General features: G+C 70.2%; 19 protein-coding genes. 5 read left to right on the top strand and 14 right to left on the bottom strand.

All coding sequences use genetic code 11. The features are described from left to right. Positions 1 to 64 precede the first annotated feature (64 nt). The 12 genes from murG to JW364_RS03060 form a co-directional block, all read right to left on the bottom strand. A complete protein-coding gene (gene murG / locus JW364_RS03115; RefSeq protein ID WP_068970586.1) occupies positions 65 to 1,195 on the bottom strand; it encodes an undecaprenyldiphospho-muramoylpentapeptide beta-N-acetylglucosaminyltransferase in 1,131 nt (376 codons plus the stop codon). Between the two features lie 159 nt (positions 1,196 to 1,354). Next, entirely contained in the window at positions 1,355 to 3,295 is a 1,941-nt protein-coding gene (gene ftsW / locus JW364_RS03110) for a putative lipid II flippase FtsW (RefSeq protein ID WP_205333011.1), read from the bottom strand. Between the two features lie 5 nt (positions 3,296 to 3,300). Further along, a complete protein-coding gene (murD, locus tag JW364_RS03105) occupies positions 3,301 to 4,884 on the bottom strand; it encodes a UDP-N-acetylmuramoyl-L-alanine--D-glutamate ligase (RefSeq protein WP_205333012.1) in 1,584 nt (527 codons plus the stop codon). Continuing rightward, the gene (gene mraY, locus JW364_RS03100) at positions 4,877 to 5,974 is read right to left on the bottom strand and encodes a phospho-N-acetylmuramoyl-pentapeptide-transferase (protein WP_058251712.1); all 1,098 of its coding nucleotides are present in this window, start codon (positions 5,972 to 5,974) and stop codon (positions 4,877 to 4,879) included. The genes murD and mraY overlap by 8 nt, the downstream gene beginning before the upstream one ends. A gap of 121 nt (positions 5,975 to 6,095) precedes the next feature. Beyond that, a complete protein-coding gene (locus JW364_RS03095; RefSeq protein WP_065632296.1) occupies positions 6,096 to 6,581 on the bottom strand; it encodes a UDP-N-acetylmuramoyl-tripeptide--D-alanyl-D-alanine ligase in 486 nt (161 codons plus the stop codon). After that, entirely contained in the window at positions 6,578 to 8,224 is a 1,647-nt protein-coding gene (locus JW364_RS03090) for a UDP-N-acetylmuramoyl-L-alanyl-D-glutamate--2,6-diaminopimelate ligase (RefSeq protein ID WP_205333013.1), read from the bottom strand. Before JW364_RS03090 ends, JW364_RS03095 begins: the two co-directional genes overlap by 4 nt. Before the next feature lie 276 nt (positions 8,225 to 8,500). Further along, a complete protein-coding gene (locus JW364_RS03085; RefSeq protein WP_068970563.1) occupies positions 8,501 to 10,426 on the bottom strand; it encodes a penicillin-binding protein 2 in 1,926 nt (641 codons plus the stop codon). Between the two features lie 109 nt (positions 10,427 to 10,535). Continuing rightward, positions 10,536 to 11,387 carry a hypothetical protein gene (locus tag JW364_RS03080; RefSeq protein WP_068970562.1) on the bottom strand — a complete coding sequence of 284 codons (852 nt, stop codon included), beginning with the start codon at positions 11,385 to 11,387 and terminating at the stop codon, positions 10,536 to 10,538. Between the two features lie 2 nt (positions 11,388 to 11,389). After that, the gene (gene rsmH, locus JW364_RS03075) at positions 11,390 to 12,376 is read right to left on the bottom strand and encodes a 16S rRNA (cytosine(1402)-N(4))-methyltransferase RsmH (RefSeq protein WP_068970561.1); all 987 of its coding nucleotides are present in this window, start codon (positions 12,374 to 12,376) and stop codon (positions 11,390 to 11,392) included. A 273-nt stretch (positions 12,377 to 12,649) separates the two neighbouring features. Beyond that, a complete protein-coding gene (mraZ, locus tag JW364_RS03070) occupies positions 12,650 to 13,090 on the bottom strand; it encodes a division/cell wall cluster transcriptional repressor MraZ (RefSeq protein ID WP_058251706.1) in 441 nt (146 codons plus the stop codon). 520 nt (positions 13,091 to 13,610) lie between these two features. Next, positions 13,611 to 14,012, bottom strand: coding sequence for a DUF3040 domain-containing protein (locus tag JW364_RS03065; RefSeq protein WP_068970560.1), 402 nt, complete (start codon positions 14,010 to 14,012; stop codon positions 13,611 to 13,613). Between the two features lie 166 nt (positions 14,013 to 14,178). Beyond that, positions 14,179 to 14,652, bottom strand: coding sequence for an SAV_6107 family HEPN domain-containing protein (locus JW364_RS03060; protein WP_058251704.1), 474 nt, complete (start codon positions 14,650 to 14,652; stop codon positions 14,179 to 14,181). Between the two features lie 365 nt (positions 14,653 to 15,017). On the opposite strand from JW364_RS03060, the gene JW364_RS03055 reads away from it, so the two are divergent. The 3 genes from JW364_RS03055 (at position 15,018) to JW364_RS03045 (ending at position 18,345) form a co-directional block, all read left to right on the top strand. Continuing rightward, complete coding sequence (locus JW364_RS03055) at positions 15,018 to 15,692, top strand: N-acetyltransferase (protein WP_137808481.1); 675 nt, start codon at positions 15,018 to 15,020, stop codon at positions 15,690 to 15,692. Positions 15,693 to 15,694: 2 nt separating this feature from the next. After that, on the top strand, positions 15,695 to 17,314 hold the full coding sequence (locus tag JW364_RS03050) for an NAD(P)/FAD-dependent oxidoreductase (protein ID WP_205333014.1): 1,620 nt from the start codon (positions 15,695 to 15,697) through the stop codon (positions 17,312 to 17,314). Positions 17,315 to 17,379: 65 nt separating this feature from the next. Then, complete coding sequence (locus JW364_RS03045; protein WP_065632288.1) at positions 17,380 to 18,345, top strand: DUF3153 domain-containing protein; 966 nt, start codon at positions 17,380 to 17,382, stop codon at positions 18,343 to 18,345. Between the two features lie 51 nt (positions 18,346 to 18,396). Here the strand turns inward: JW364_RS03045 and JW364_RS03040 are convergent, their stop codons facing one another. Further along, the gene (locus tag JW364_RS03040; protein ID WP_065632287.1) at positions 18,397 to 19,374 is read right to left on the bottom strand and encodes a methylenetetrahydrofolate reductase; all 978 of its coding nucleotides are present in this window, start codon (positions 19,372 to 19,374) and stop codon (positions 18,397 to 18,399) included. 11 nt (positions 19,375 to 19,385) lie between these two features. On the opposite strand from JW364_RS03040, the gene JW364_RS03035 reads away from it, so the two are divergent. Beyond that, on the top strand, positions 19,386 to 20,603 hold the full coding sequence (locus JW364_RS03035; RefSeq protein ID WP_068970559.1) for a polyprenyl synthetase family protein: 1,218 nt from the start codon (positions 19,386 to 19,388) through the stop codon (positions 20,601 to 20,603). Beyond that, a complete protein-coding gene (locus JW364_RS03030) occupies positions 20,600 to 22,243 on the top strand; it encodes an alpha-(1->6)-mannopyranosyltransferase A (protein ID WP_068970558.1) in 1,644 nt (547 codons plus the stop codon). Before JW364_RS03035 ends, JW364_RS03030 begins: the two co-directional genes overlap by 4 nt. Here JW364_RS03030 and JW364_RS03025 read toward each other — a convergent pair. Then, positions 22,212 to 22,577, bottom strand: a complete 366-nt coding sequence (locus tag JW364_RS03025; RefSeq protein WP_058251861.1) for an Rv2175c family DNA-binding protein — start codon at positions 22,575 to 22,577, stop codon at positions 22,212 to 22,214. The two genes, JW364_RS03030 and JW364_RS03025, sit on opposite strands and share 32 nt — an antisense overlap. Positions 22,578 to 22,606: the final 29 nt, after the last annotated feature.

Raw genomic sequence — 22,606 nt, 5'->3', positions numbered from 1 at the left:
CTCATCGGGCAGCGACCCCGGAGCCGATGCCGTCTCGTCCCTCTCCGTCGCTTCGCTCACGGCCTCATCGTTCACGGGCCGACCTCCCACCGCGACGACGTCCAGCCCGGAAATCCTGCGCGAGTTCGATGGCGGCGGTGGCCACCGCCGCCGCGGCGTCCCGATGCCCGGTGCCCGCAGCAGCGATCGACATCTCGTGCAGCCGAGTTGTATCCGTCAGCAGCGCAGGCACTTCGCGGGCAACCCAGTCGGCGTCCACCGTCGCATCGTCGACGAGCAGTCCCCCGCCCGCCTCCACGACCGGGAGCGCATTCAGTCGTTGTTCGCCGTTCCCGTGCGGCAGCGGGACATAGATCGCGGGCAACCCGGTCGCCGACACCTCGGCGACGGTCATCGCGCCGGACCGGCACATCACGAGATCCGCGGCGGCGTACGCGAGATCCATCCGTTTGAGATACCCGACGGCGCGGTAGGGCGGCGCGTCGTCGACGACGGCGGGGTCGATCGAGTTCTTGGGACCGTAGGCGTGCAGCACGCCGATGCCGGCCTCACCCAATGTCTTCGCCGCGCCCGACACGGCGTCGTTGAGTCGTTGCGCGCCCTGCGAGCCGCCGAAGACGAGCAGCGTCGGCGCGTCGTCGTCGAGTCCGAAGTAGTGGCGCGCCTTCGCCCGCAGGGCGGGCCGGTCCAGTTCGGCGAGGACACCGCGCACCGGGATTCCGACGACCGTCGCGTCGAGCCCGGAACCGTCGACCGCCGCCAGGACCCGATCGGCGAACCGGGCACCGACCTTGTTGGCGATGCCGGCCGAGGCATTGGCCTCATGGATGACGATCGGGATCCGATTGCGTCGGCGCAGGTGCATCTGCGCCGCGAGGTACGCCGGCACGGAGACGTAACCACCGAAACCGATGACCACGTCGGCGTCCACCTCGTCGAGGACCTTGCGGGTGGCGGCCACCGAACCCAGCAGACGGCCGGGGGTGCGCGCCAGGTCGAGGCCGGGTTTGCGCGGCAACGGTACCGGCGGGATCAGCTGCAGGTCGTATCCGCGTTCCGGGACGAGATCGACTTCGAGGCCGCGACTGGTACCCAGCGCCGTGATACGGGCCGTCGGATCGATGCGGCTGACCGCGTCGGCGACGGCGAGGGCGGGTTCGATGTGACCGGCCGTGCCGCCGCCTGCGACGACCACCGACAACGGCCGGCCGTTCGGCCGTCCGGTCGTATCAGCTTGTACCGCACCCGAACTCACCGGCGTCGTCACTCCATTCCAGCTTTCGATCACACTCGCGGGCTCCCGGCCGGGAGATCTCCCGTCGTGGGCCCGCACCTCAGCCGCTCCCACCGCCGGTCACCGACGGCCGGCGCCGCGTACATTCGGCCCGCGCGCTCCGCTCCCGGCGCCGCGTACATACGGCCCGCTCGCTCCGCTCCCGGCGCCGCGTACATACGACCCGCTCCCCCGATACCCGACACCGTAGTCGACGCCGCTCCGCGAAGAAGTCCCCGGCCGGACCCGCCCGCGCAGGACACCCGCCCGGCCGGAGGCCGCCGACCGGGCCCCTCGGGTGTCGCCGGCACCGGATCGCGTCGACGACCGGCCCTGCCGTCGATCGTCCCGCGCGGACTGCGACGGGGCGGCGGCACGCCGCCAGGGCAACGGGAAGCGTCGACGGCCACGTCCGGCATCGGCCGACGGCGCGGGCCCGCTCGGCGGACGGCGACGCGACTGCGGTCCCCGGCCGCCGCGACCGACACCGGCCGTCGGACGCGGACCGGCCGTGCGACGCTGGTCCAGTCGATCGCGCAGCGACTCCGCCCGTGTCTGCCGGTAGGCCACCGGCGTCGGCAGGCGCAGCCACCGTGCCACGCGGCTCGGCGACCCGCCGGTCAGCGTCGCGACCGCCTCGGGTTCGTGCCTCGCGGCGTTGGCGAGCAGACCGAGCATCGCGAGGACGGTCAGCGTCGACGTGCCACCGGCCGAGATCAGCGGCAGCTGGATTCCGGTCACCGGCAGCAATCCGATGACGTAGCCGATGTTGATGAACGCCTGCGCGGTGATCAGCACCGTGATGGTCGCCGACATCAGGCGCAGGAAGGGATCGGTCGACCGGGATGCGATCCGGAAGCCGATGTAGGCGAGGACGACGAACAGGAACACCACCATGAGCCCGCCGAGCAGCCCGAGCTCCTCGCCGATGATCGCGAAGATGAAGTCGTTGTGCGCGTTCGGAAGATAGTTCCACTTGGCACTCGACTGGCCGAGGCCCACGCCGAAGACCCCGCCGTTCGCGAGCGCGTAGGTCGCCTGGCGCGCCTGGTAGCCGGCGCCCTGCGGGTCGTCGACGTTGCCGAGGAAGCTCATCACGCGCTGCGAGCGGTAGCCCTCGGCCAGGGCGAGGATCACGGCGAGCGCGATGCCGGACACCGCGAACGAGACGAAGACCTTGACCGGCAGTCCCGCGAACCACAACAGCGCACCGACGATGATCGCGATGGTGATCGTCGTGGACAGGTTCGGCTCGAGGATGATGAGCAGGCACACGAGCATGGCCACCGGCACGAGCGGGACCAGCAGCTCGCGCAGGGAGGCGTTGTCCCGCCGGCGCGAGGCCAGCAGGTGCGCACCCCAGATACACAACGCGACCTTCACCAGCTCCGACGGCTGCACCGACAGGCCGTAGATGACGAACCAGCGGCGTGCGCCCTGACTGAGCGTGCCCACGCCGGGGATGAGGACCAGCGCCAGGAGCACCACCGCGACGAACATCGCGGGAGCGGCGAACCGTCGGAGCAACCGCACCGGAATCCGCAGCATGAAGTAGAAGACCACCAGGCCGAGCAGGGCGAAGATCACCTGCGTGGCGAACAGCCCGTACGCCGATCCCTCTTTGGAATACCCCTCGACCGACGACGCCGAGAGGACCATCACCAGGCCGAATGTGGTGAGCAGGAACGACATCGTGAGGATCAGCTGATAGGACGCCAGCGGACGCGCCAACAGGTTGCGGATGGCGTCGAGCACGATCGCGGGGATCGACGCGGCAGTCGCTGCTGCCGCACCCGCGGAGCGGCCCGAGGCGTCGTCCCGTGCCGACCTGGCGCCGGTGCCGCGCTTCACGCCCGGCCGTTCGTCTCTCGTGCGCGTCCGGCCACCGGTGTCCCCGCCGGTCTCGACATCAGCGCTCCCGTTGTCGGCAGCGACACCATCGTCTCCGACGCCGTCGAGACCGCTGCGGTCGTCGGCATCGTCGACGGGGTCGTTGTCCGCGGCCGGGTTGCGGCTGCTCATCCGACTCAGCGTCCGGTGTCGGGCGAGCCGGCGATCCGACGCGCGGCGGCGGCGAAAGCGTCACCGCGCGCGCCGTATCCGGCGAACATGTCCAGCGAGGCCGCCGCGGGGGCGAGCAGCACGGCGTCGGGCGCGGACGGGCTCGCCTCCGCGAGCACCCACGCCTCCTCGACGGCCCGGTCCATGACCGCCACCGATGTCGAGGAGCCCGTCCCCGGGAGATCAGCTGCTGAGGCTTGGGGACCGGCCTGTCCCGGACGATGCACGTTCACCGTGCCATCGTCCCCTGTGAATACTGTGACTGTTGGGACTTCTGGGGCGTGTCGCGCGATCGCCTCGATCACCAGGTCTCGGTCACGGCCGATCGCGACCACCCCGGCCAGCCGACTGCCCACCGCGGTGAGCATCTCGTCCATCGACGCACCCTTGAGCAGACCGCCCGCGATCAGCACGACCCGGTCGAAGGCGGCGACCGCCGCCTGGGCGGCGTGGGGGTTGGTGGCCTTGGAGTCGTCGACGAAGTCGATCCCGTCCCGCGAGGCGACGACCTCGCCGCGATGACCGGCCGGCCGGAAGGACGCCAGCCCCGCCCGTATCGCCTCCGGCCCGATGCCGGCCGCGAGCGCGAGAGCCGACGCGGCCAGCGCATCGGCGACACCCGACGGTCCGGCCGGGCGCACCTCGTCAGCGTCGTACAACCGGCCCGCGTCGAAGGCGCGGTCGATCAGCACACCGTCCGCGACGCCGAGTTGTCCGGGCTGCGGCTCGCGCAGCGTGAAACCGATGCGGCGGCCCGCGGCGGGCAGGCCGGACGCGACCGGGTCGTCGAGTCCGACGACACTCACCGCACCGCGCAGCGCTCCCGCCTTGGCAAGTGCGTACGCCTCGAAGGTCCCGTGCCAGTCGAGGTGATCCTCGGCCACGTTGAGCACGACTCCCGCATGCGGACGGACCGACGGCGCCCAATGCAGCTGAAATGACGACAGTTCGGCGCACAGCACGTCCACCCTGGGCTCGGCCTGCATCGCGTCGAGCACCGGGAGCCCGATGTTGCCACAGGCCGCACCCCTGCGGCCCGACGCCTCGACGATCCCGGCGAGCATCGACGTGGTCGTCGTCTTGCCGTTGGTGCCGGTCACGACAAGCCAGGTGCGTGGTTCGCCCAGCAGTCCCGCGACGTCCACGCGCCAGGCCAGTTCGACCTCGCCCCAGACCGGTACGCCGGCGGCGGCCGCGGCCGCCACCAGGTGGTGGGTGGGCGCGAAGCCGGGTGACACGATCACGACCTTGGCCGTCGCCAGTCGCCCGGAACCGGTGAGCAGATCCGCGACGGCGACCGGTTCGACGCCCTGCGACATCAGTTCGGTGACCCCGGCGACCGCCGCGGCCGCGGCGTTCCGGTCGACGGGCGGCGCGTCAGCACCGGCGAACCGGTCGTCGGCGAGCAGGACATGCGCGCCGAGCGTCACCAGGAACCGGGTGGCGGACAACCCCGCGGTCCCGGCCCCGCCGACCACGACGGTCCGGCCGGCCAGGGCGCGCGGGTCGGGCCCCCCGGGGGTCGGACTCGCTTCCGGCTGATCAGCCATTGGTGGTCAGGAACTCGCCGTAGAACAGCGACAGGCCGAGCGCACAGGCGATGGCGGTGAGCAACCAGAATCTGATGATCACCGTGGTCTCCGCCCAGCCACCGAGTTCGAAGTGGTGATGGAACGGGGCCATCCGGAACACGCGACGACCGGTGGTCCGGAAGAAGGCGATCTGGATCACGACCGACATGATCTCGGCGACGAACAGCGCGCCGATGACGACCGCCAGCAACTCCGTCCGCGTGGTGATCGACAGACCGGCGAGCATGCCGCCGAGGGCGAGCGAGCCGGTGTCGCCCATGAAGATCTTGGCGGGCGCCGCATTCCACCAGAGGAAGCCGAGGCACGCTCCACCGCCGGCCACGGCGATGAGCGCGAGATCGAGGGGGTCACGGACCTGGTAGCAGCCGGTGGGGATCTCGCTCGGCGGTTTCGCGCCGCCCGCACAGGCGTTGACGAACTGGAAGAAGGTGACCAGGACGTAGGAGCCCAGGACCATCGCCATGGAGCCGGCGGCCAGGCCGTCGAGCCCGTCGGTGAAGTTCACCGCGTTCGACCAGGCCGCGACCACCAGCCAGCAGAACACCACGAACACGACCGACCCGAGCGTGATCGCATCGATGTCGCGGACGTAGGACAGGTTCGTGCTCGCCGGCGTGTAGCCGTAGTCGTTGCGGAACTGCAGCACCAGGATGCCGAAGAGGATGGCGGCGATGAACTGCCCGATCGACTTCGCGGTCTTGTTCAGACCGAGATTGCGATGCTTGCGGATCTTGATGATGTCGTCGAGGAACCCGACGACGCCCAACGCGGTCGCCAGCCCCAGGACGAGCAGTCCGGAGGCGGTCGGCCCGTTCCCGGCGTCGGTGAAGACCCCGACGAGGTGGGCGCCGAAATAGCCGGCCCAGAGGGCGGCCAGGATCGCGACGCCGCCCATCGACGGGGTCCCGCGCTTGGTCTGGTGGCTCTGCGGGCCCTCGACCCGGATCTCCTGCCCGAAGCCCTGCCGGGAGAACACCTTGATGAGGACCGGCGTCAGCAGGATCGACACCGCGATCGCGATCGCCCCCGCGAGGAGTATCTGTGTCACCGCGTTGCCCCCGCATCCTCTCCGTACGCGACCGGTCTGTTCCCGGCCGCGATCTTCCCGAACCTGCCTGACACCCCGCGGCGGAGCGGCATCGTCGGCCCACTCACGCCCGCGCGAGCGCTCACGGTGCCGCCTCGTCGGCGGCCGTCGCGTCGACGACCCGCCATCCGCCCCGCTCGGACCACGCGGTGATCACCGAGTCGAGATCGGCGCCGGCCGCGGCCAGCAGGATGACGTCGCCGGCGGCGGGCCGCCAGTCCGGTTCGGTGTCGGCGAGTCGGGCGGCGGCGTCGACGGACTCGACGATGCGCGCCTCGTCACCCCACGAACCCTCCATGACCGCGCCCTGGTGCAGCGCGTGCACCGATCGTGAATCCCCCACGCAGAGAGTCTTGTCGACAGCCAGCCGGACCGCCAGGCGACCCAGCAGATCGTGTTCGACGACGCGCTGGTTCTCGGTCAGGCCGGCCGGCGAGGCCAGCTCGGCGATGACCGCCCAGGTGCGGCCGGCGCCGGCGGACTCGGCGAGGCGCCGGATCAGCCGGCGGGCGTCGTCGACCGACACCGGCGCATCGCCGCGGATGACCGTGACCGCTCCGGTGGTCATCGTTCGCTCTCCGTGACCGCACCCGGAGCCTCGGCTGCGCGGGACTCGAGCGCACGGGCGACGACCTCCCGATCGTCGAACGGATGCTTCACGCCGTCGATCTCCTGTCCTGCCTCGTGTCCCTTGCCGGCGACCAGCACGATGTCGCCGGGTCGTGCCCAGGCGACGGCCGCCTCGATCGCGGCGGCGCGATCGCCGATCTCCCGGATCGGTTCCGCGCCGCGGGGGCGCTCGGTTCCGGGCACGGCCTGTGCACCGGCGAGCACCTCGGCCCGGATCGCACCCGGGTCCTCGGTACGCGGGTTGTCGTCGGTCACGACCACGAGTTCGGCACCGCGCGCGGCCGCTTCCCCCATCAGCGGCCGTTTCCCGGTGTCGCGATCGCCGCCGGCACCGACGACGATGGCCACCCGTCCGGTGGTCTGCCCGCGCAGTGTCGCCAGCACCGCCTCGATCGCGCCCGGCTTGTGGGCGTAGTCGACGAGGGCCAGGAACGGCTGTCCACGATCGATGCGCTGTAGGCGTCCCGGGACGCTCACCGACGCGACCGCCTCGAGTGCGGTGGGCACCGGCACGCCGGCGGCGTGTGCCACGGCGACGGCCAGGAGCCCGTTGGCCACGTTGTACCGGCCGGGCAGCGGGATGAGGAGCTCGTGCTCGCCGTCCGGCTCGGTGAACGGGGTGCGTGACGAGCCGTCGTCGGCGAGCGACGAGTCATCCGCATGCCAGTGGGCCGGCGTCGGCCCGGTGGATACCAGGACCGGCTGCAGATGGGCGGCCTCGCCCGGCCGCCGGGCGAGCTCGGCCATCCGCCGACCCCACTCGTCGTCGACGCACACGACCGCCCGGACCGCGTGCGTCGGGGCGGACGGGACGAACAGCTGGGCCTTCGCGTCGAAGTAGGCGCGCATCGTCAGGTGGAAATCGAGATGGTCCTGCGAGAGATTGGTGAACGCGCCGATCGCGAAATGCGCACCGTCGACGCGACCGAGTGCCAGCGCGTGACTCGACACCTCCATGACGACGATGTCGACGCCGTCCTCGAGCATCGCCGCGAGCAGGGCCTGCAGGGTCGGGGCCTCCGGCGTGGTCAGCGAACTCGGTTGGGCGTCGCCGTTCACGCGGGTCTCGACGGTGCCGATGAGCCCTACCGAGTGCCCGGCGGCCAGCAGGGCGGCCTCGACCAGATAGGACGTGGTGGTCTTGCCCGACGTGCCGGTGATGCCGATCAGCTTGAGTCGTTGGGACGGATTGCCGTACACGCGGGCGCTGACATTGCCGAGCACCGTGCGGGGAGCGGGATGGATGAGGACCGCGACGGCAGTCTCCGGCGGCAGGACGCGAGCCAGTTCGGCCCGGCCGGCGGGGTCGGTGAGGATGGCCGTCGCACCGGCCGCCACGGCCTGATCGGCGAACTTCGCGCCGTGCGTGCTGGCCCCGGGCAGAGCGGCGAACAGGTCACCGGGCCGGACGTCCTGCGCCCGCAGGACGACCCCGGTCACCTGGGTCTCGGCGTCGGCGCCGCCGACCAGGTCGAGTCGGGCCCCGGTGGCGGTGGACAACACGGACACCGCTGTCGGCGCGACCTCACGCGGACGGATGGGTCCGCCCCTCCGGTCGGGTGATGGTCGACGAGACGCCATCGGTGCTCCTCGCCTCCTCGGTTCTTCTCTCGGCGTTTCCCACGGGCGAGCGGACATGCTCGCTCCTCGGGACTGTGCTGGTCGTGCGGGACTGCTCGGTACGGGTGTCGGTGTTCGGACGTCGGACCGGGCTGTGCCGCGAGGTGCGTCGGTGCCTCGTCGGGAGGCGCAGAATCGCACTCACGATACCGACCCGCCCCGACGCCACAGCACACGGTGCGCCCGTGGCCGCACCTGTCCGGGTGTCCGGCTGATCGGCGACGGACTCCGCGGGCGCTACCGTGCGGTCAGGGTCAGCCGGGGCGTCGGCGCGGACAGCGGCACCTGGGCGCGCTGGAGCATCCACGACGTGATGGTGGAGAACAGCGGAGCCGCCGACTGACCGCCCGACCCGTCGGAACTGCGCCGTGGGTTGTCGAGCATGATCCCGACGACGTAGCGCGGGTTGTCGGCCGGGGCGATGCCCGCGAACGTGATGTTGTACCGCGAGTTCGAGTAGCACCCACAGGATGGATCGACCTGCTGCGCGGTGCCGGTCTTGCCGCTCACCTGGTAGCCGTCGACGGCCGCCTTGGTCCCGGTGCCCTGTTGCTCACCGGTCGGGTCGTCCTGCACCACCGACCGGAACATGTCCCGGACGGTCCGGGCGGTGGACTCGCTCACCACCCGGACGGGTTGGGGCCGCGCCCGGTCGTCGGGCGCCGACCCGTCCCGCTGTTCCGATGCCAGGATGCGTGGCGGAATGCGCAGGCCGTCGTTGGCGATCGCCTGGTACATCGCGGTCATCTGCAGCAGCGACATCGAAAGGCCCTGTCCGATGGGCAGGTTGGCGAACGAGCCACCGGACCACTGACTCAGGGCGGGAACCTCTCCCGCGCTCTCCGCGGGCAGGCCGACCCCGGTTCGCTGACCGAGACCGAACTTCTTGACCATGTCGGCGAAGCGCTCCTCGCCGATCCGCTGCGCGAGCATCAGGGTGCCGACGTTCGACGACTTACCGAAGATGCCGGTGGTGGTGTACGGCTCGACCCCGTGCGGCCAAGCGTCGCGCACCGTGACACCTGCCATCCGGATGCTGCCCGGAACGCGGTACACCGTCTCGGGCCGGGTGATGCCGTATTCGACGGCGGCCGCGGCGGCGATGAGCTTGTTGACCGAGCCTGGCTCGAACGGAGACGTGACGGCGGGGTTGCCCAGCTCGGCATCGGGCTGCTCGGACAACGGGATGGATGCGTTGAACGTCCCGTCGTTCGCCATCGCCAGCACCTCACCGGTCTTGGCATCGAGCACCACGGCCGACGCGCCCTGCGCACCCGATGCCTGCTTGGCCTTCATGACCTGGCTCTGGACGAACCACTGGATGTCGGAGTCGAGGGTGAGGCGCACCGTCGCCCCGTTGAGAGCCGGGTGCACGTTGCGCATGCTGCCGGGGATGACGGCCCCGTCCGATCCCCGGTCGTAGGTCCGCGAGCCGTCGGTCCCGGACAGGATCGAGTCAAGCGACGCCTCGAGCCCGATGAGTCCGTTGCCGTCGTAGTTCACGTCGCCGACCACGTTCGCCGCCAGCGACCCACCCGGGTACAGGCGGATGCTCTGCGGGTCGGCACCGACCTCCGGGAAGTCCTCGGTGATCCGGGACGCGACGTCGGGGCTCACGGACCGCGCGAGGTACACGAAAGTGTCTTCGCCGGTGACCTTCTCGAGGAGATCCTCCTCGCTGATCGAACCACCGAGGGCCACCGACACCCCCTTCGCGATCTCCTCGAGCCTGGTCTCGACGTCGGGAAGCGCGGGGTTCTTGCGGTGCTCTTCCTCGATCGTCTTGCGAACGGCCTTGGGCAGGAACGTCAATGACCGCGCTTCGTCGGTGTAGGCCAGCGGGCGCCCGTTGCGGTCGAGGATCGCACCGCGCTTGGCGGTGAGGACCTGCGTGTACTCGCGCTGCTGTGCGGCCTCGGCAGAGATCGAACTCGCCTGCACCGTGTGGACGACGATCATCTTGACCGCGACGGCGAGGACGACCAGCAGGACCACCACGCCGGCCGCGCGCGCACGGAAGACGAAACCCTGCGGCCCACGGCCGTTCCGCCCGCCGGGCCCCTTCCGATCCGATCCTCCCGACCCCGCTCCGGGTCCACGCCCGGGTCGGCGTCCCGGACGCGACGGGCCGGCGCCGAGCCGCTCGAAGGTCGCACGTGTCATGGTCGTCAATTGTTCACCGCTTCAACGTGGTTACCCCGGATTTGACCCCGGCGGGTTGGAGATGGCGCCGGAGATCCAGCGCACTTCGGAAGCGCGGATCGGGGCGAACTCACGGGGTGGGCACCACATTCGGCGCCGGAGTCGGGGTCGACGGCGCGGCCGGGGGCACGGCACCGGCCCCGGAGGGAGCCGGACTCGCACCGGACGGGAGCGGATTCGCGCCGGGCGGTGCGGTCTGCGACGGAGACGGTCCGCCGGCCGCCGGTTCGTCGGATGCCGGTTGCGACGGTGCGGGTTGCGGTGTGGACGTCCCGCCCGCCTCGGGTCCCGCGGAACCCGATCCGCCGCCCAGCCCGATCGAGTCGTCGACCTCGCTCGGGTCGATCGATTCCGCGGGATCCGGTGCGGTATCGGGATTCAGGCTCCCCATCGGACGCCCGGACGCGGGCTCCGGCTTGCCCACCACGCGCGGGCGTCGCGGGTCGTCGACGATCATCCGAGCGGGGTTGTCGGCGGGGATCATGCCGAGACGTGCTGCCTTGTCCGACAATTCAGGCGCCGAGTTGCCCGATTCGTACGTGCGCTTGAGCGCGTCGCGCTGATCGATGAGGGACTGGTTCTGCGTCCGCTCGATTCCCAGCTTGTAGGAATCCTGCGCCGCCTTGGTCGACAACCACAGGCTGAGACCGAGTCCGAGGACGAGCAACGCGATCACCGGCACGACAAACGGGGTGTGCTGCAGTCGCTCTCGCAGGGACACCCCGGTCATGGACAGTCCGCCGCCGGTACGACGCGGCGGCGTGGCACGACCCGCCGCGGAGCGTCGGTGTCGACGGTCGAGTGCCCGCTGGGCGGCCCTCGATCGTGTCGCACGTTCGGACTCGATGCGGGTTCGGCGTGACCGTCGCGAATCGCGCTCGTCGCCGGCGGACCGCGACGGGGCCTCGTGCAGGATGGTCATGCTCAGCCCTTCTTCTCGACTCGCTCGATCGCGCGGACACGTACCGGCGCCGAGCGCGGGTTGGTGGCCAGTTCGTTCTCGTCCGGACGTTCGGCGCCCCGCGTGACGACACGGAATTCCGGTGCCGTGCCGGGCAACTCGACCGGGAGCCCGGGGGGTGAGGTGGACGATGTGCGCGTCGCGAACTCGCGCTTGACGATCCGATCCTCGAGAGACTGGTAACTCATCACGGCGATCCGTCCGCCCACGGCGAGCGCGTCCAGCGCAGCGGGCAAAGCCTCACGCAGGACGTCCAATTCATGGTTGACCTCGATGCGCAACGCCTGGAAGGTCCGCTTCGCCGGGTGCCCGCCGGTCCGCCTGGTGGCGGCCGGGATGGCGTCGTAGAGCAGTTCGACGAGACGCGCGCTGGTCGTGAAGGGCTCCTTGTCCCGCTCCCGCAGGACCGCCGAGGCGATCCGGCCGGCGAAGCGCTCCTCCCCGTAATCGGAGAGTACGCGGGCCAATTCGCCGTGCGAGTACGTGTTGAGCACGTCGGCGGCGGTGAGCGGGTCGTCGGCGTTCATGCGCATGTCGAGCGGCGCATCCACCGCATAGGCGAAACCGCGTCCGGCCTGGTCCAGCTGCATCGACGACACCCCGAGATCGAACAGTGCGGCATCGATGACCGACTCCCCCGCTGCGTCCATCACGTCGCGGATCTCGTGAAAGGTGGCCTGGTGCAGCGAGATCCGGTCGGAGTACGACGTCAGGCGCTCGCGGGCGATCTCGAGTGCCGAGGCGTCCCGATCGATGCCGACCACGCGGACGTTCGGGAACGACTCGAGAACCAGTTGACTGTGCCCGCCCGCGCCGAGCGTGGCGTCGAGGAAGACGCGCGGATCGTCGGAATCCAGTGCGGGGGTCAGCAGTTCGACGATGCGCGCACCCATGACGGGGATGTGGCCGAACTCGCCGGACCGACGCGGTTCGTCCTCGGCATCGACCATGATGAAGACCCCCCATCGGCATGTATGCGGTATCGGCGGTGGGCGGATGCCTCGGGTCGGCGAGAGCAGGCGGTCGGATGGAGCGGGGTCCCGACCCGATCACGCACCTGGCGTTGGGGAAGTACGCCAGGGTCGCCACCGGGCCGGGGCCTCGTGCCACCCGAAGCCGCTGGGCACCGAACTCGCCCATCGGTTGCTGTCTCTTCGGTCGGTTTCTGGTCGGTTGCTGTCGTTGGTGTTGCTGTCTCGGCGGTGTGGCGGCCGGTCCTCCGGCTACAGCACCGCGTTCAGCGCGGCGGAGTTGGCGGCCGAGAAGTTCTCCTCGTGCCGCGTCTGGTACTCGTTCCATGCGGCCGAGTCCCAGATCTCGAGGTGATCGAAGCTGCCGAACACCACGCACTCCTTGGACAACCCCGCGTACACGCGATGGTCGCCGGACAGGCTGATCCTGCCCTGACCGTCCGGTCGCTGCTCTTCCGAACCGGCGAAGAACGTTCGCTGGAACGCGCGCAGATCAGGGTCGTTCCGAGACGCCTCGACGATCCGAGCGGCTATCGCGTCGAACTCTTCGGTCCGGTACACCGACAAGCTGTGATCTTGGCCTTTGGTGACCACTACCCCTCCTGCCAGTGCATCGCGGAACTTGGCGGGCAACGTGAGCCGCCCTTTGTCGTCCAATTTGGGCGTGTAGGTACCGACGAATCGCACGGACACGTCGACACCTCCTGCCCACCGGGTTCCGCGTCGTATCTCGCCTCACCCAGTGATGCCACAGTACCCCACTTTCCACCACTTTCCACCCCCACCGCCCCCGCATTCACCCACTGACAGCAAATTCCCAGTTCAGGGAGCTCAAGATGACGATGAACGCGCGTGTCGCCGGCGCGTCATGGGCGGAAAGAAGGGCAACCAGCGTGTGACCAGAGATACCGATGAGGTCCGAGAGGCGGGAATTCCAGGCGTAAATCCTCTAGTGGGGCAAAGTGGGGCGACCCGGTGGGGAGAAGTGGGGATCGCCGGTGGCGAGAAGTGGGGATCGCCAGTATGGAAGCGCGAGGACCGTTGACCGGGCGTTCGATCCCGTCGACCGTGCGCCCGGATCCGTTCAGCGTGCTCTGGAGAGCAATCGAGGACATGAAAGAGCCGCGTGCCCGAAGGCACGCGGCTCAGTCGAATATGCGAAGTTGCGGGAGTCGGTCAGCCGATCGACGAACGCGGAGTCGGGATCAGCGGATCACTCCTGCTCGAACCGGCGATTGAATCGCTCCTCCATGCGTTCTGACAGCTTGCGCTTGGCGCCGGACGACCCCGATTGCTTCTTGCCGGACCTGGTCGACGACGAGCCCGCCTCGGCGGTGTTGTTGTCTCCCCAGAGAGCGAAGAGGCCGGCCCCGAACATCACCAGGAAGCCCAGGAGGCTCACGATCGGGAATCCGCCGATGTTGATGTTGACGATGAGTCCGCCGACCAGCATCACCAGGCCGACGACGAAGACCGCTGCCGCCTGCAGGCGACGACGACCGCTCGACTTCCCAAGGCGCCGACGCTTGACACTGGACGCAAACTTGGGGTCTTCCGCGTACAGCGCGCTCTCGATCTGTTCGAGCATGCGTTGCTCGTGCTCCGAAAGTGGCACCGACCCTCCTTCTCACTGATCCGTGACGCCGACGAAGGTCACCCGCGACCGGAAAGGCGTCTGCGCCTATATCGTCCCATGATACGAGGTGAAATCGACCGCGACCACCATTACTCGCTGTTGCCGACGACCGGGCGGTGCCAGAAACCGCAAAGTGTGGCCGGATTCACGCCGTCGCGCCGATCTGCGGCGCTTCGGCACCGAGTTTTCCTTGCTCGTAGGCGATGACCATCGTCTCGACCCGACGCAGGAAGTCGAGGACGAGCAGCCGCATGCCGGCGACGCTGTCGGGGTCGATCGTGCGGATGATCCCGGACTCGATCTTCATCCGAACCGGCGACAGCGCGGCGAACCGGGCGGCGATCGGCGCCAGCTCTGGGGCGACCACACCGATGCGGGTCCAGGCGTTCGACGTCCTGCGCCGCACGGTCCCGACCGGTTCGTGCACGGCGAGGGCCGCGCCCGAGGCGCGGAGGGCAACGAGGTACAGCTGACGGAACCGCTCGACGTCGTCGTCGACGCCGTCGGCATTGTCGAAGAGCACGTGTGCACGCTCGAGGAGATCGCGCGCTCGACCGACCATCACCGGGTCGACGGGCGCCGCGTGGGTGAGAGCCGTGGCGCTGCGGTGTCTGGCCATGTCGTCCTCCTCGTGCGTATGGGCTGTGTCCGGCGGCAGACGCTTCCCTCGTCCGCCGCCGGACCGTGTCGTCGGATGAACGCGAACAGCTTGCGGAGGCACATTCATCGAACATCCGTTCGACACGTTCAATATAGCTATCCCGGCGTCGGCGTTCAAGACATCTGTGACCCGAAACCCCCGCCGGGGAGTACAACGCCACCACCTGCGGGCCGATTCCTGCCGAGTGTGCATCATCGATAGGACAATTCCCGGAAGTGGCCTGCGACGCGATGCCCCCGGCAGAGGGCGGCCCGCCCCAGCGGCAGCCGACCTCGTCTGCAGGTCGACGACGCAGGACGAACGATGCAGAGAACGGAAATCCGTTGACCATCCGCCTGGTGAGCCTGAGTGGCCAGGACGCCCGGGCCTGGCTCGAGCCGGCCCTGGAGATCTACGTGACCGCGATGAATTATCCGCGCGGTACGGAGATCCATCGGGCCGGGCTCTGGCGCGAACACATCGCGCGGCCCGGATGGCGTGCGATGGGCGCGGTCGAGACGGTGACCCCACACGAGGCGCGGACCATGCCGGCCGCGCGGCGCCGGGTCGGTCCGCCGGTCGGCTTCGGACCCGACGACCTGCTCGTCGGCATCGCCTACGGCTACACCGGCGCGACCGGTCAATGGTGGAACCAGCAGCTGCGGCTCGGACTCCGCCAGACGGGCCGACCGCCCGAGACGGTCGAGGCGATCGCGCGCGACTACTTCGAGCTCACCGAGCTGCACGTCCACCCGACCGCTCAGGGCCGAGGTATCGGCCAGGGGCTCCTCGCCCGGCTGCTGGCCGACCGGCCCGAACGCCATGTGCTGCTGTCGACCCCGGAGATCCCCGCCGAGGACAACCGCGCGTGGTCGTTGTACCGGCGGATGGGTTTCACCGACGTCCTGCGCCACTTCACCTTCACCGGCGATCCGCGTCCGTTCGCGTTCCTCGGCCGTCCGCTCCCCCTGGAACTGCAACCCCCGGCCGCCGCCCGCCGCGCCGGTACCGGGAGCTGACGATGCACGGCACACGGCGTGACGCCGTCGTCATCGGCGCGGGCCACAACGGCCTGATCGCCGCGGCCTACCTGGCACAGGCCGGACGGGATGTGGAGGCACTCGAGCGGGACGACATCCCAGGCGGCGCGGTCTCCACCGTCGAACGGTTCCCCGGACATCGGGTCGACCGGGGGTCGTCGTCGCATCTGATGATCCGTCACTCCCCCGTTCTCGACGACCTCGACCTCGCCGCGCACGGCCTGCGCTACGTCGACTGCGATCCGTGGGCGTTCGTCCCGGCCACCGCGACCGCCCCGCCGATCGTCTTCCGCACCGACCTCGACGCGACGTGCGCTTCCATCGAGAACGCCTGTGGTGCAGCCGATGCCGCCGCATATCGACGCTTCGTGGAGATGTGGACGCCGCGGGCGCGGGCGGTCATGGATGCGTTCTACCAACCCGCGACGATGGGGAAGTTCGGCCGGGCCTTCGGCGGGCTCGGCGGCACCGCCACCACGGCACGCACGGGGTTGTTCGGCCGGCGCGGCGGCCGGGTGCTGAACCTGACCGCCGAATTGATGGCCTCCGGCGATTCCCTCCTCGACGAGTATTTCGAGTCCGAACAGCTCAAGGCGGGACTCGCGTGGTTCGGCGCCCAGTCCGGACCGCCCATGAGCGCACCGGGCACGGCGCCGATGATCGGATTCGCCGCACTCATGCACCGAATCCCGCCCGGACGCGCGATCGGGGGCAGCGGCGCACTCACCGAGGCCCTCGTGCACCGAATCCACCAGGACGGCGGCCGTGTCTCCTGCGGCGACCCCGCGGTCTCCGTCGCCCGCTGCGGCGACCACTGGCGGGTGCTCACCAGCACGGGTCAATCCCGTTGTGCCGCAACAGTCATCCACGCCTGCCACGTGCTCACCACGCTCGACCTCCTCGCCGCCGGCGGTTTCGACGCGGGCGTCATCGACCGGTGGCGACGCACCATCGTCGTGGGCAGCGGGATCGGGATGGCGGTTCGCCTGGGGACGACCGGCCTGCCCGACTACCAGGGGCTGCCCGGCGACCTGCCCGAGCACGGCGTCCATTCGGCTCTCGGACTGCTGGTCACCGACCGCGCCCACCTCACCCGAGCCCATGCCGCGGCGTCGGTGGGCGAGCTCCCGCCGCGCCCGGCCGTGGTCGCGATGAGCTATTCGGCGATCGATCCGACGCTCGCGCCCCCGGGCCGCTCCGTCATCAATCTCTGGGCACAGTGGCATCCGTACCGGCCGGCCGACGGCGACTGGCCGGCCGCGGCGGACCGCGCCGCGAAGGCCGTCGTCGACGAGGTGGACCGCCACGCGCCCGGTTTCGCCGAGTCGGTCGCGCATCGGTACGTCCAGACGCCGCGAGATCTGGCCGATGAGCTGGGCCTGATCGGCGGCAACATCATGCATGTCGAGATGTCCATCGACCAGATGTTCATGTGGCGTCCCACCCCCGACCTCGCCGGACACCGCGTCCCCGGTGCCGACGGCCTGCTCCTCGCCGGAGCGTCGACTCACCCCGGCGGAGGTGTCACCGGCGCGAGCGGTTACATCGCCGCCCACCTGGCGCTGCGACGCGGGCGTCGGGGTCTCGGCCGTCGGCCCTGACACCGCCGACACCCGACGCGGCGCGGTGTGACGGGTGCCCCGCGGTCCGGCCGGGGTCTGGCACGATGAGCACCGTGCGTTCGTCGAATCCCGTACCGGGTGCGCCCGGGTCCCGCCGAGCCCGGCGCCTGTTGCCGTCCGCGGTGGCCGTCGCTCTCGTCGCTCTCTCCCCGCTGATGGCCGGTTGTCTCGAACGGTCGACGACGGTGGGAGATCGCTACTCGGGGAGCGTCGTCGTGGCGACCACCCCGGACAATCCGCGCGGGACACCGCAGTTCGACCTCCCCGAGTCGATGATGGGGCAGGTCTCGGTGACCGACTACAAACAGGTGCCCGATCGTCCCGACGCGCCGTCGTCTCCGGGCGCCGGACCCGAGAACACGGCCGAATCCCCCTCACCCTCCGAGCCCGCCGGAAACGACGAGGCCGGCGCGGACGAGAACCCCGACGAGGACGATCCCGCCACGCGCGTCGGAACGCGGGCGTCGTTCAGCGATCTCACCGCGGGGCAGTTCGCCCAACTGGGCGACATCGTGGCCGACGCCTACGGCGACACCTCGCTGACGATGGATCTCACCGCCAAGCGCAGCGGGGAGGTGGTGCGGTTCCGCGGCGACGCCGATCTGACCGAGCTGGTCCCGGACCGCGACTACGTACAACTGACCGTCACCTTCGGCGGTCCGGTGACCGCGACGAACGGCGAGCAGGTCGGCGAGTCCACCGTGACCTGGACCCCCGCTCCGGGTGAACCGTCGGACTTCAGCGCCGATGCCACCTATCCGGACCCGGCGACCGCCGCGGTCAGCAGTTGGTCGTGGTTCGTCGCGTTGCTGTGCGTCGTGGTCGTCCTGGTGATCGTCCGGATCGCCTACTCCAAGCGGTATCGCGGACCGCGGCCCGGACGTCCGGTGGCGGCTAAGACAAACCCTTCGTCGATCTCGGGTGAAGGACTCGCGGCTGCCGCCGATCCCGTGTCGGGTCCGTCATCGGCAACGCCGCCCGCGGATCGAAAGCCACCCGCGGGCACATGATGCCGCGCCGGACCGGCGCCGACACCGGTCCGGCGGAACAGCTTCGGCCGTTCAGGCCGGGACGTGCAGCGCGGCGTCGACGTCCACGCCGAGTCGGCCCAGGACCTCCGTCGTGGCCTTGGCGAAGTTCAGACTGCAGAAATGCAGACACGGCGCACCCTCGGCGACCAGTCGCTGTGCCATCTCGGTGGCGAAGTCGATGCCGACGGCACGGACCGACGCACGATCCTCCTCGGCGCCGTTGCCCGCGGCCTTGGCGAAGCGTTCCTCGACGTCGGGCGGGATCACCGAACCCGACAGCTCGACCATGCGACGGACGGTGGCCAGCGACGTGACCGGCATGATGCCCGGGATGATCGGCTTGAGTCCCTGCTCGGGGTCGGCGGCCGCGACCCGGTCGCGCAGCCGCAGGTAGTGCTCGACGTCGAAGAACATCTGGGTGATGGAGTACTCGGCCCCGGCCCGCAACTTGCTGACAAGAGTGCGGGTGTCGTGTTCGATGTCGGGCGACCGGTGATGCGTCTCCGGGAACGACGCCACCCCCACGTGGAAGTCGCCGAGGGTGTCGATGAGCCGGACCAGTTGCTCGGCGTACTCGACGCCGTCGGGATGGGCGACCCACTCGCCGAGCGGATCGCCGGGCGGATCGCCGCGAAGCGCGAGGATGTTGGTGATGCCCTGGTCGGCGTAGGCACCGACGAGCGCCCTCAGTTCCGCGACGCTGTGGTTGACGGCGGTCAGGTGGGCCACCGGCAGCAGCGTGGTATGTGCGGCGAGCTCACCGGTGATGCGCACCGTGCGATCGCGCGTCGAACCGCCTGCACCGTAGGTCATCGAGACGAACGCCGGGGACAACCGCTCGAAGATGCGCACCGCCCGCCAGAGCCGGGACTCGGCCTCGGCGTCACGCGGCGGGAAGAACTCGACCGAGAACGGGACCGGGCCGCGGTGCGGGGCGGACAGGCGTTCGACGATCGAGGGTGCGGGAGCGGTTGGGGTCACCCGCACAGTGTACGGAGCAGGTCGCATAGCCTGGCAGGGTGACCTCCACGATCCCCACGCCCACCTCGCTCGATGCGGTTCCGGGCGCCGTCGAGGCCGAATTACGCGCCTTCTTCGACGACGCGGTCCCGGCCGCCGCCGCGATCGCACCGGTGGTCGGTGAGGCGGCCGAACTGATCCGGGAGTTCGTGCTGCGAGGAGGCAAACGCATTCGACCGGTCTTCGCCTTCGCCGGGTGGCGCTGCGGGACGTCGTCGTCGGACCGTGCCGTCGCCGGGGCCGCAGCCGAGGACGACGCCCCCGGCCCGCGGGACGCGCTGCGCGTCTGCGCCGCACTCGAACTCGTGCAGGCCTGCGCCCTGATCCACGACGACATCATCGACCGGTCGGACACCCGGCGCGGGTACCCGACCGTGCACCGGGAGTTCGAGTCACGGCACGCGAGCGCGGAGTGGGCCGGGGACTCCGGCACCCACGGGGTGGCGGCCGCGATCCTCGCCGGCGACTTCGCGCTCGCCTGGGCGGACGACCTGGTCCACGGTCACCGGCCGGGGGTTTCGACAGGCTCAACCGGCGGGGACCGCTCAACCGGCGGGGACCGCTCAACCGGCAGGGACCGCTCAACCGGCAGGGACGGCGACCACCCGCTGCCCGCGGAGGTGGGCGCGACGTGGGCGGCGATGCGGACCGAGGTGCTCGGCGGCCAGTTCCTGGACATCGTGAACGAGGCCGGCGGCGACGACTCGACCGAGGCCGCCTACCGGGTGATGGAGTTCAAGACCGCCGCCTACACCGTCGCGCGACCACTCGAGCTGGGTGCGCGACTCGCCGGTGCGTCCGAGCAGCTGGTGTCGACGCTGCGTGCGATCGGGCACGACCTCGGCATCGCCTTCCAGCTCCGCGACGATCTGCTCGGCGTCTTCGGCGATCCCGAACGCACGGGTAAACCGTCCGGGGACGATCTGGTCTCGGACAAGCACACGGCCCTGCGCGCGATCGCGCTGCAACGCGCCGATGCGGCCGACCCGGCCCTCGGCGCGCGGTTGCGCTCCTACTTCGGCCGCCGGCTCGACAGCGACGAATTGGGTTCCGCGCGAGACCTGTTCGTCGAGCTCGGCGCGGTGGCCGAGGTGGAGAACTCGATCGACGAGCTGTTGGGGTCGGCGTTGACCGCACTCGACGCCGCCGACATCGGCGACGACATCCGTGCCGAGCTGATCGCGGTCGCCCATCGCGTCGCGCACCGTCAGGCGTGAGCACTTCCGTGACAGGTGCCGCCACGGCCGGTCGGGGCGATCTGATCCTCGGCGCGATCGGGTCCGTGCTGGTCTGTCTCGGCAGCTTCGGGGTCGGCGACCCGCCGCGCAACTCCGCTCTTCTCTCCGATCTGGGTCTGAGCTGGATCACGTACGGGCACGGCAAGAACGTCTTCGGGACGCTGTTCTGGCTGGGCGTGTTCCTCATGGTGTTCGGGTGGGTCCGGCTGGGGCGTCGGATCATCTCCGCCACCACCGACACCGCGCCGACGACGCGGACGCTGAGCCGATGGGTGCTCGTGTGGACCGCTCCCCTGCTCGTCGCGGTGCCGGTGTACTCGCGCGACGTCTACGCCTATCTCGCCCAGGGCGCGGTGTTCGGCGCCGGTTTCGACCCGTATGCCGACGGTCCCGCCCACCTGCCCGGTCCGCTCGTCGACAGCATGGCGCAGGTCTGGGCGACCACGACGGCACCGTACGGCCCCTTCTTCATGGGCATGCTGCGCGTCGTCACCGAGATCACCGGCGACCAGGTCGTCCTCGGCGTGCTGGCCATCCGGCTGGTGCTGCTGCCCGGACTCTTCCTGTCCCTCTGGGCGATACCCCGATTGGCGGAGCGGTTCGGGGCCTCCCCGCAAGCCGGACTGTGGCTGGTGCTGTTCAACCCGCTGGTCCTGATCCATCTCGTGGCGGGACCGCACGTGGAGCTGCTGATGATGGGCGTCCTCGTCACCGGGATCGTCCTGGTGGTCGACGGCCGGCACGTGGTGGGCACAGCCGTCCTGGCGCTCGCGGTGTCGATCAAGATCACCGCCGGCATCGCACTGCCGTTCGTCTTGTGGATCTGGTTGTCGCACATCCGTTCCCGGCGACCGGTGACCGCCCGCGACGTGGTGACGGTGTTCGCATCCATCGTCGGGATCGCGGTCGCGGTGTTCGGCCTGTGGACCCTGGTGATCGGTTTGGGACTCGGCTGGCTCACCGGCCTGGGGTGGGCCGACGTCATCATCAACTGGTTCACGATTCCCACCCTCGCCGCCCATGTCGTGACCCTCGTCGCGGCGCCGTTCGTCGCCCTCAATCTGCAACCGGTGCTGGAGGTCACGCGGGCAATCGGTTCGGTGGTCCTCGCGGTAACGCTGGTCGCGCTCTGGTGGCGCCACCGCCACGACGTGCGGGACGCGGTCGCCGGGATGGCGTGGGCGATGCTGGCCGTACTCCTGCTCGAGCCGTCGACGCTGCCCTGGTACTACACGTGGGTGCTGGTGATCGCGGTGGCCTTCGACCTGCCGATGTGGGTGCGGGCCACGGTCGTCGGTGCCTCGACGTTCCTGCTGATCGTGTTCCAGCCCGACGACGCGATCGTCTTCTACAAACCTGTCGAGGTGACGCTGGCGGCCGCACTGGCCGGCGTCGCGGCCTGGTCGCTGACCCGTCGGGACCCGTTGCGGCTGGGCCGGTTCGGGAGGTGGGCGTGGGGCGCGACCCCGGCCGGCGAGGACACTCTCGCGTCGGATGTCCTCGCGGAGACGGGCGTCGAGGAGTCGGGGCGCGCCGAGGCCGAGCACCGGGAGTCCGGACCCCGGGGGTTCGGGGCCGGGGCGTCGCTCAGAAAGCCTGGGCCTGCGCCCGGCGGATGACCTCGCGGGCGAGATCCGTGTGCAGCGCTGCCGCCGGGTGGAGTCCGAGATCTTCCTGCTCGGTGAACAACCACTCCATCACCTCGTCGCGCGTGTAACCGCCGTCGATCAGGACCGCCACGAGCCCGTAGAAGTGTTTCGCGACGCCACCCTCGTCCACGAAGAGCGCCGGAATCGCCGGGTATCCGTTGTGGGAGACCGCGAGCAGGTGATGGTCACGGATGAGTGTCCGCACCCGGTTGGTCGACACCCCGAGGCGGTCGGCGACATCGTCGATCGACAGGAACTCGGTGTCGGAAGGCAGAGTGTCAGGCGACAACGGTAGGGAACCCACGTCGAAAGGGTAGCCGGTAGTCGGGAGCG

It is taken from the genome of Gordonia sp. BP-119, assembly GCF_016924115.1.
Taxonomy (GTDB): Bacteria; Actinomycetota; Actinomycetes; order Mycobacteriales; family Mycobacteriaceae; genus Gordonia; species Gordonia hongkongensis.
The sequence above is the reverse complement of the archived record's forward strand: the minus strand, read 5'-3'. Positions and strand labels throughout refer to the sequence as shown.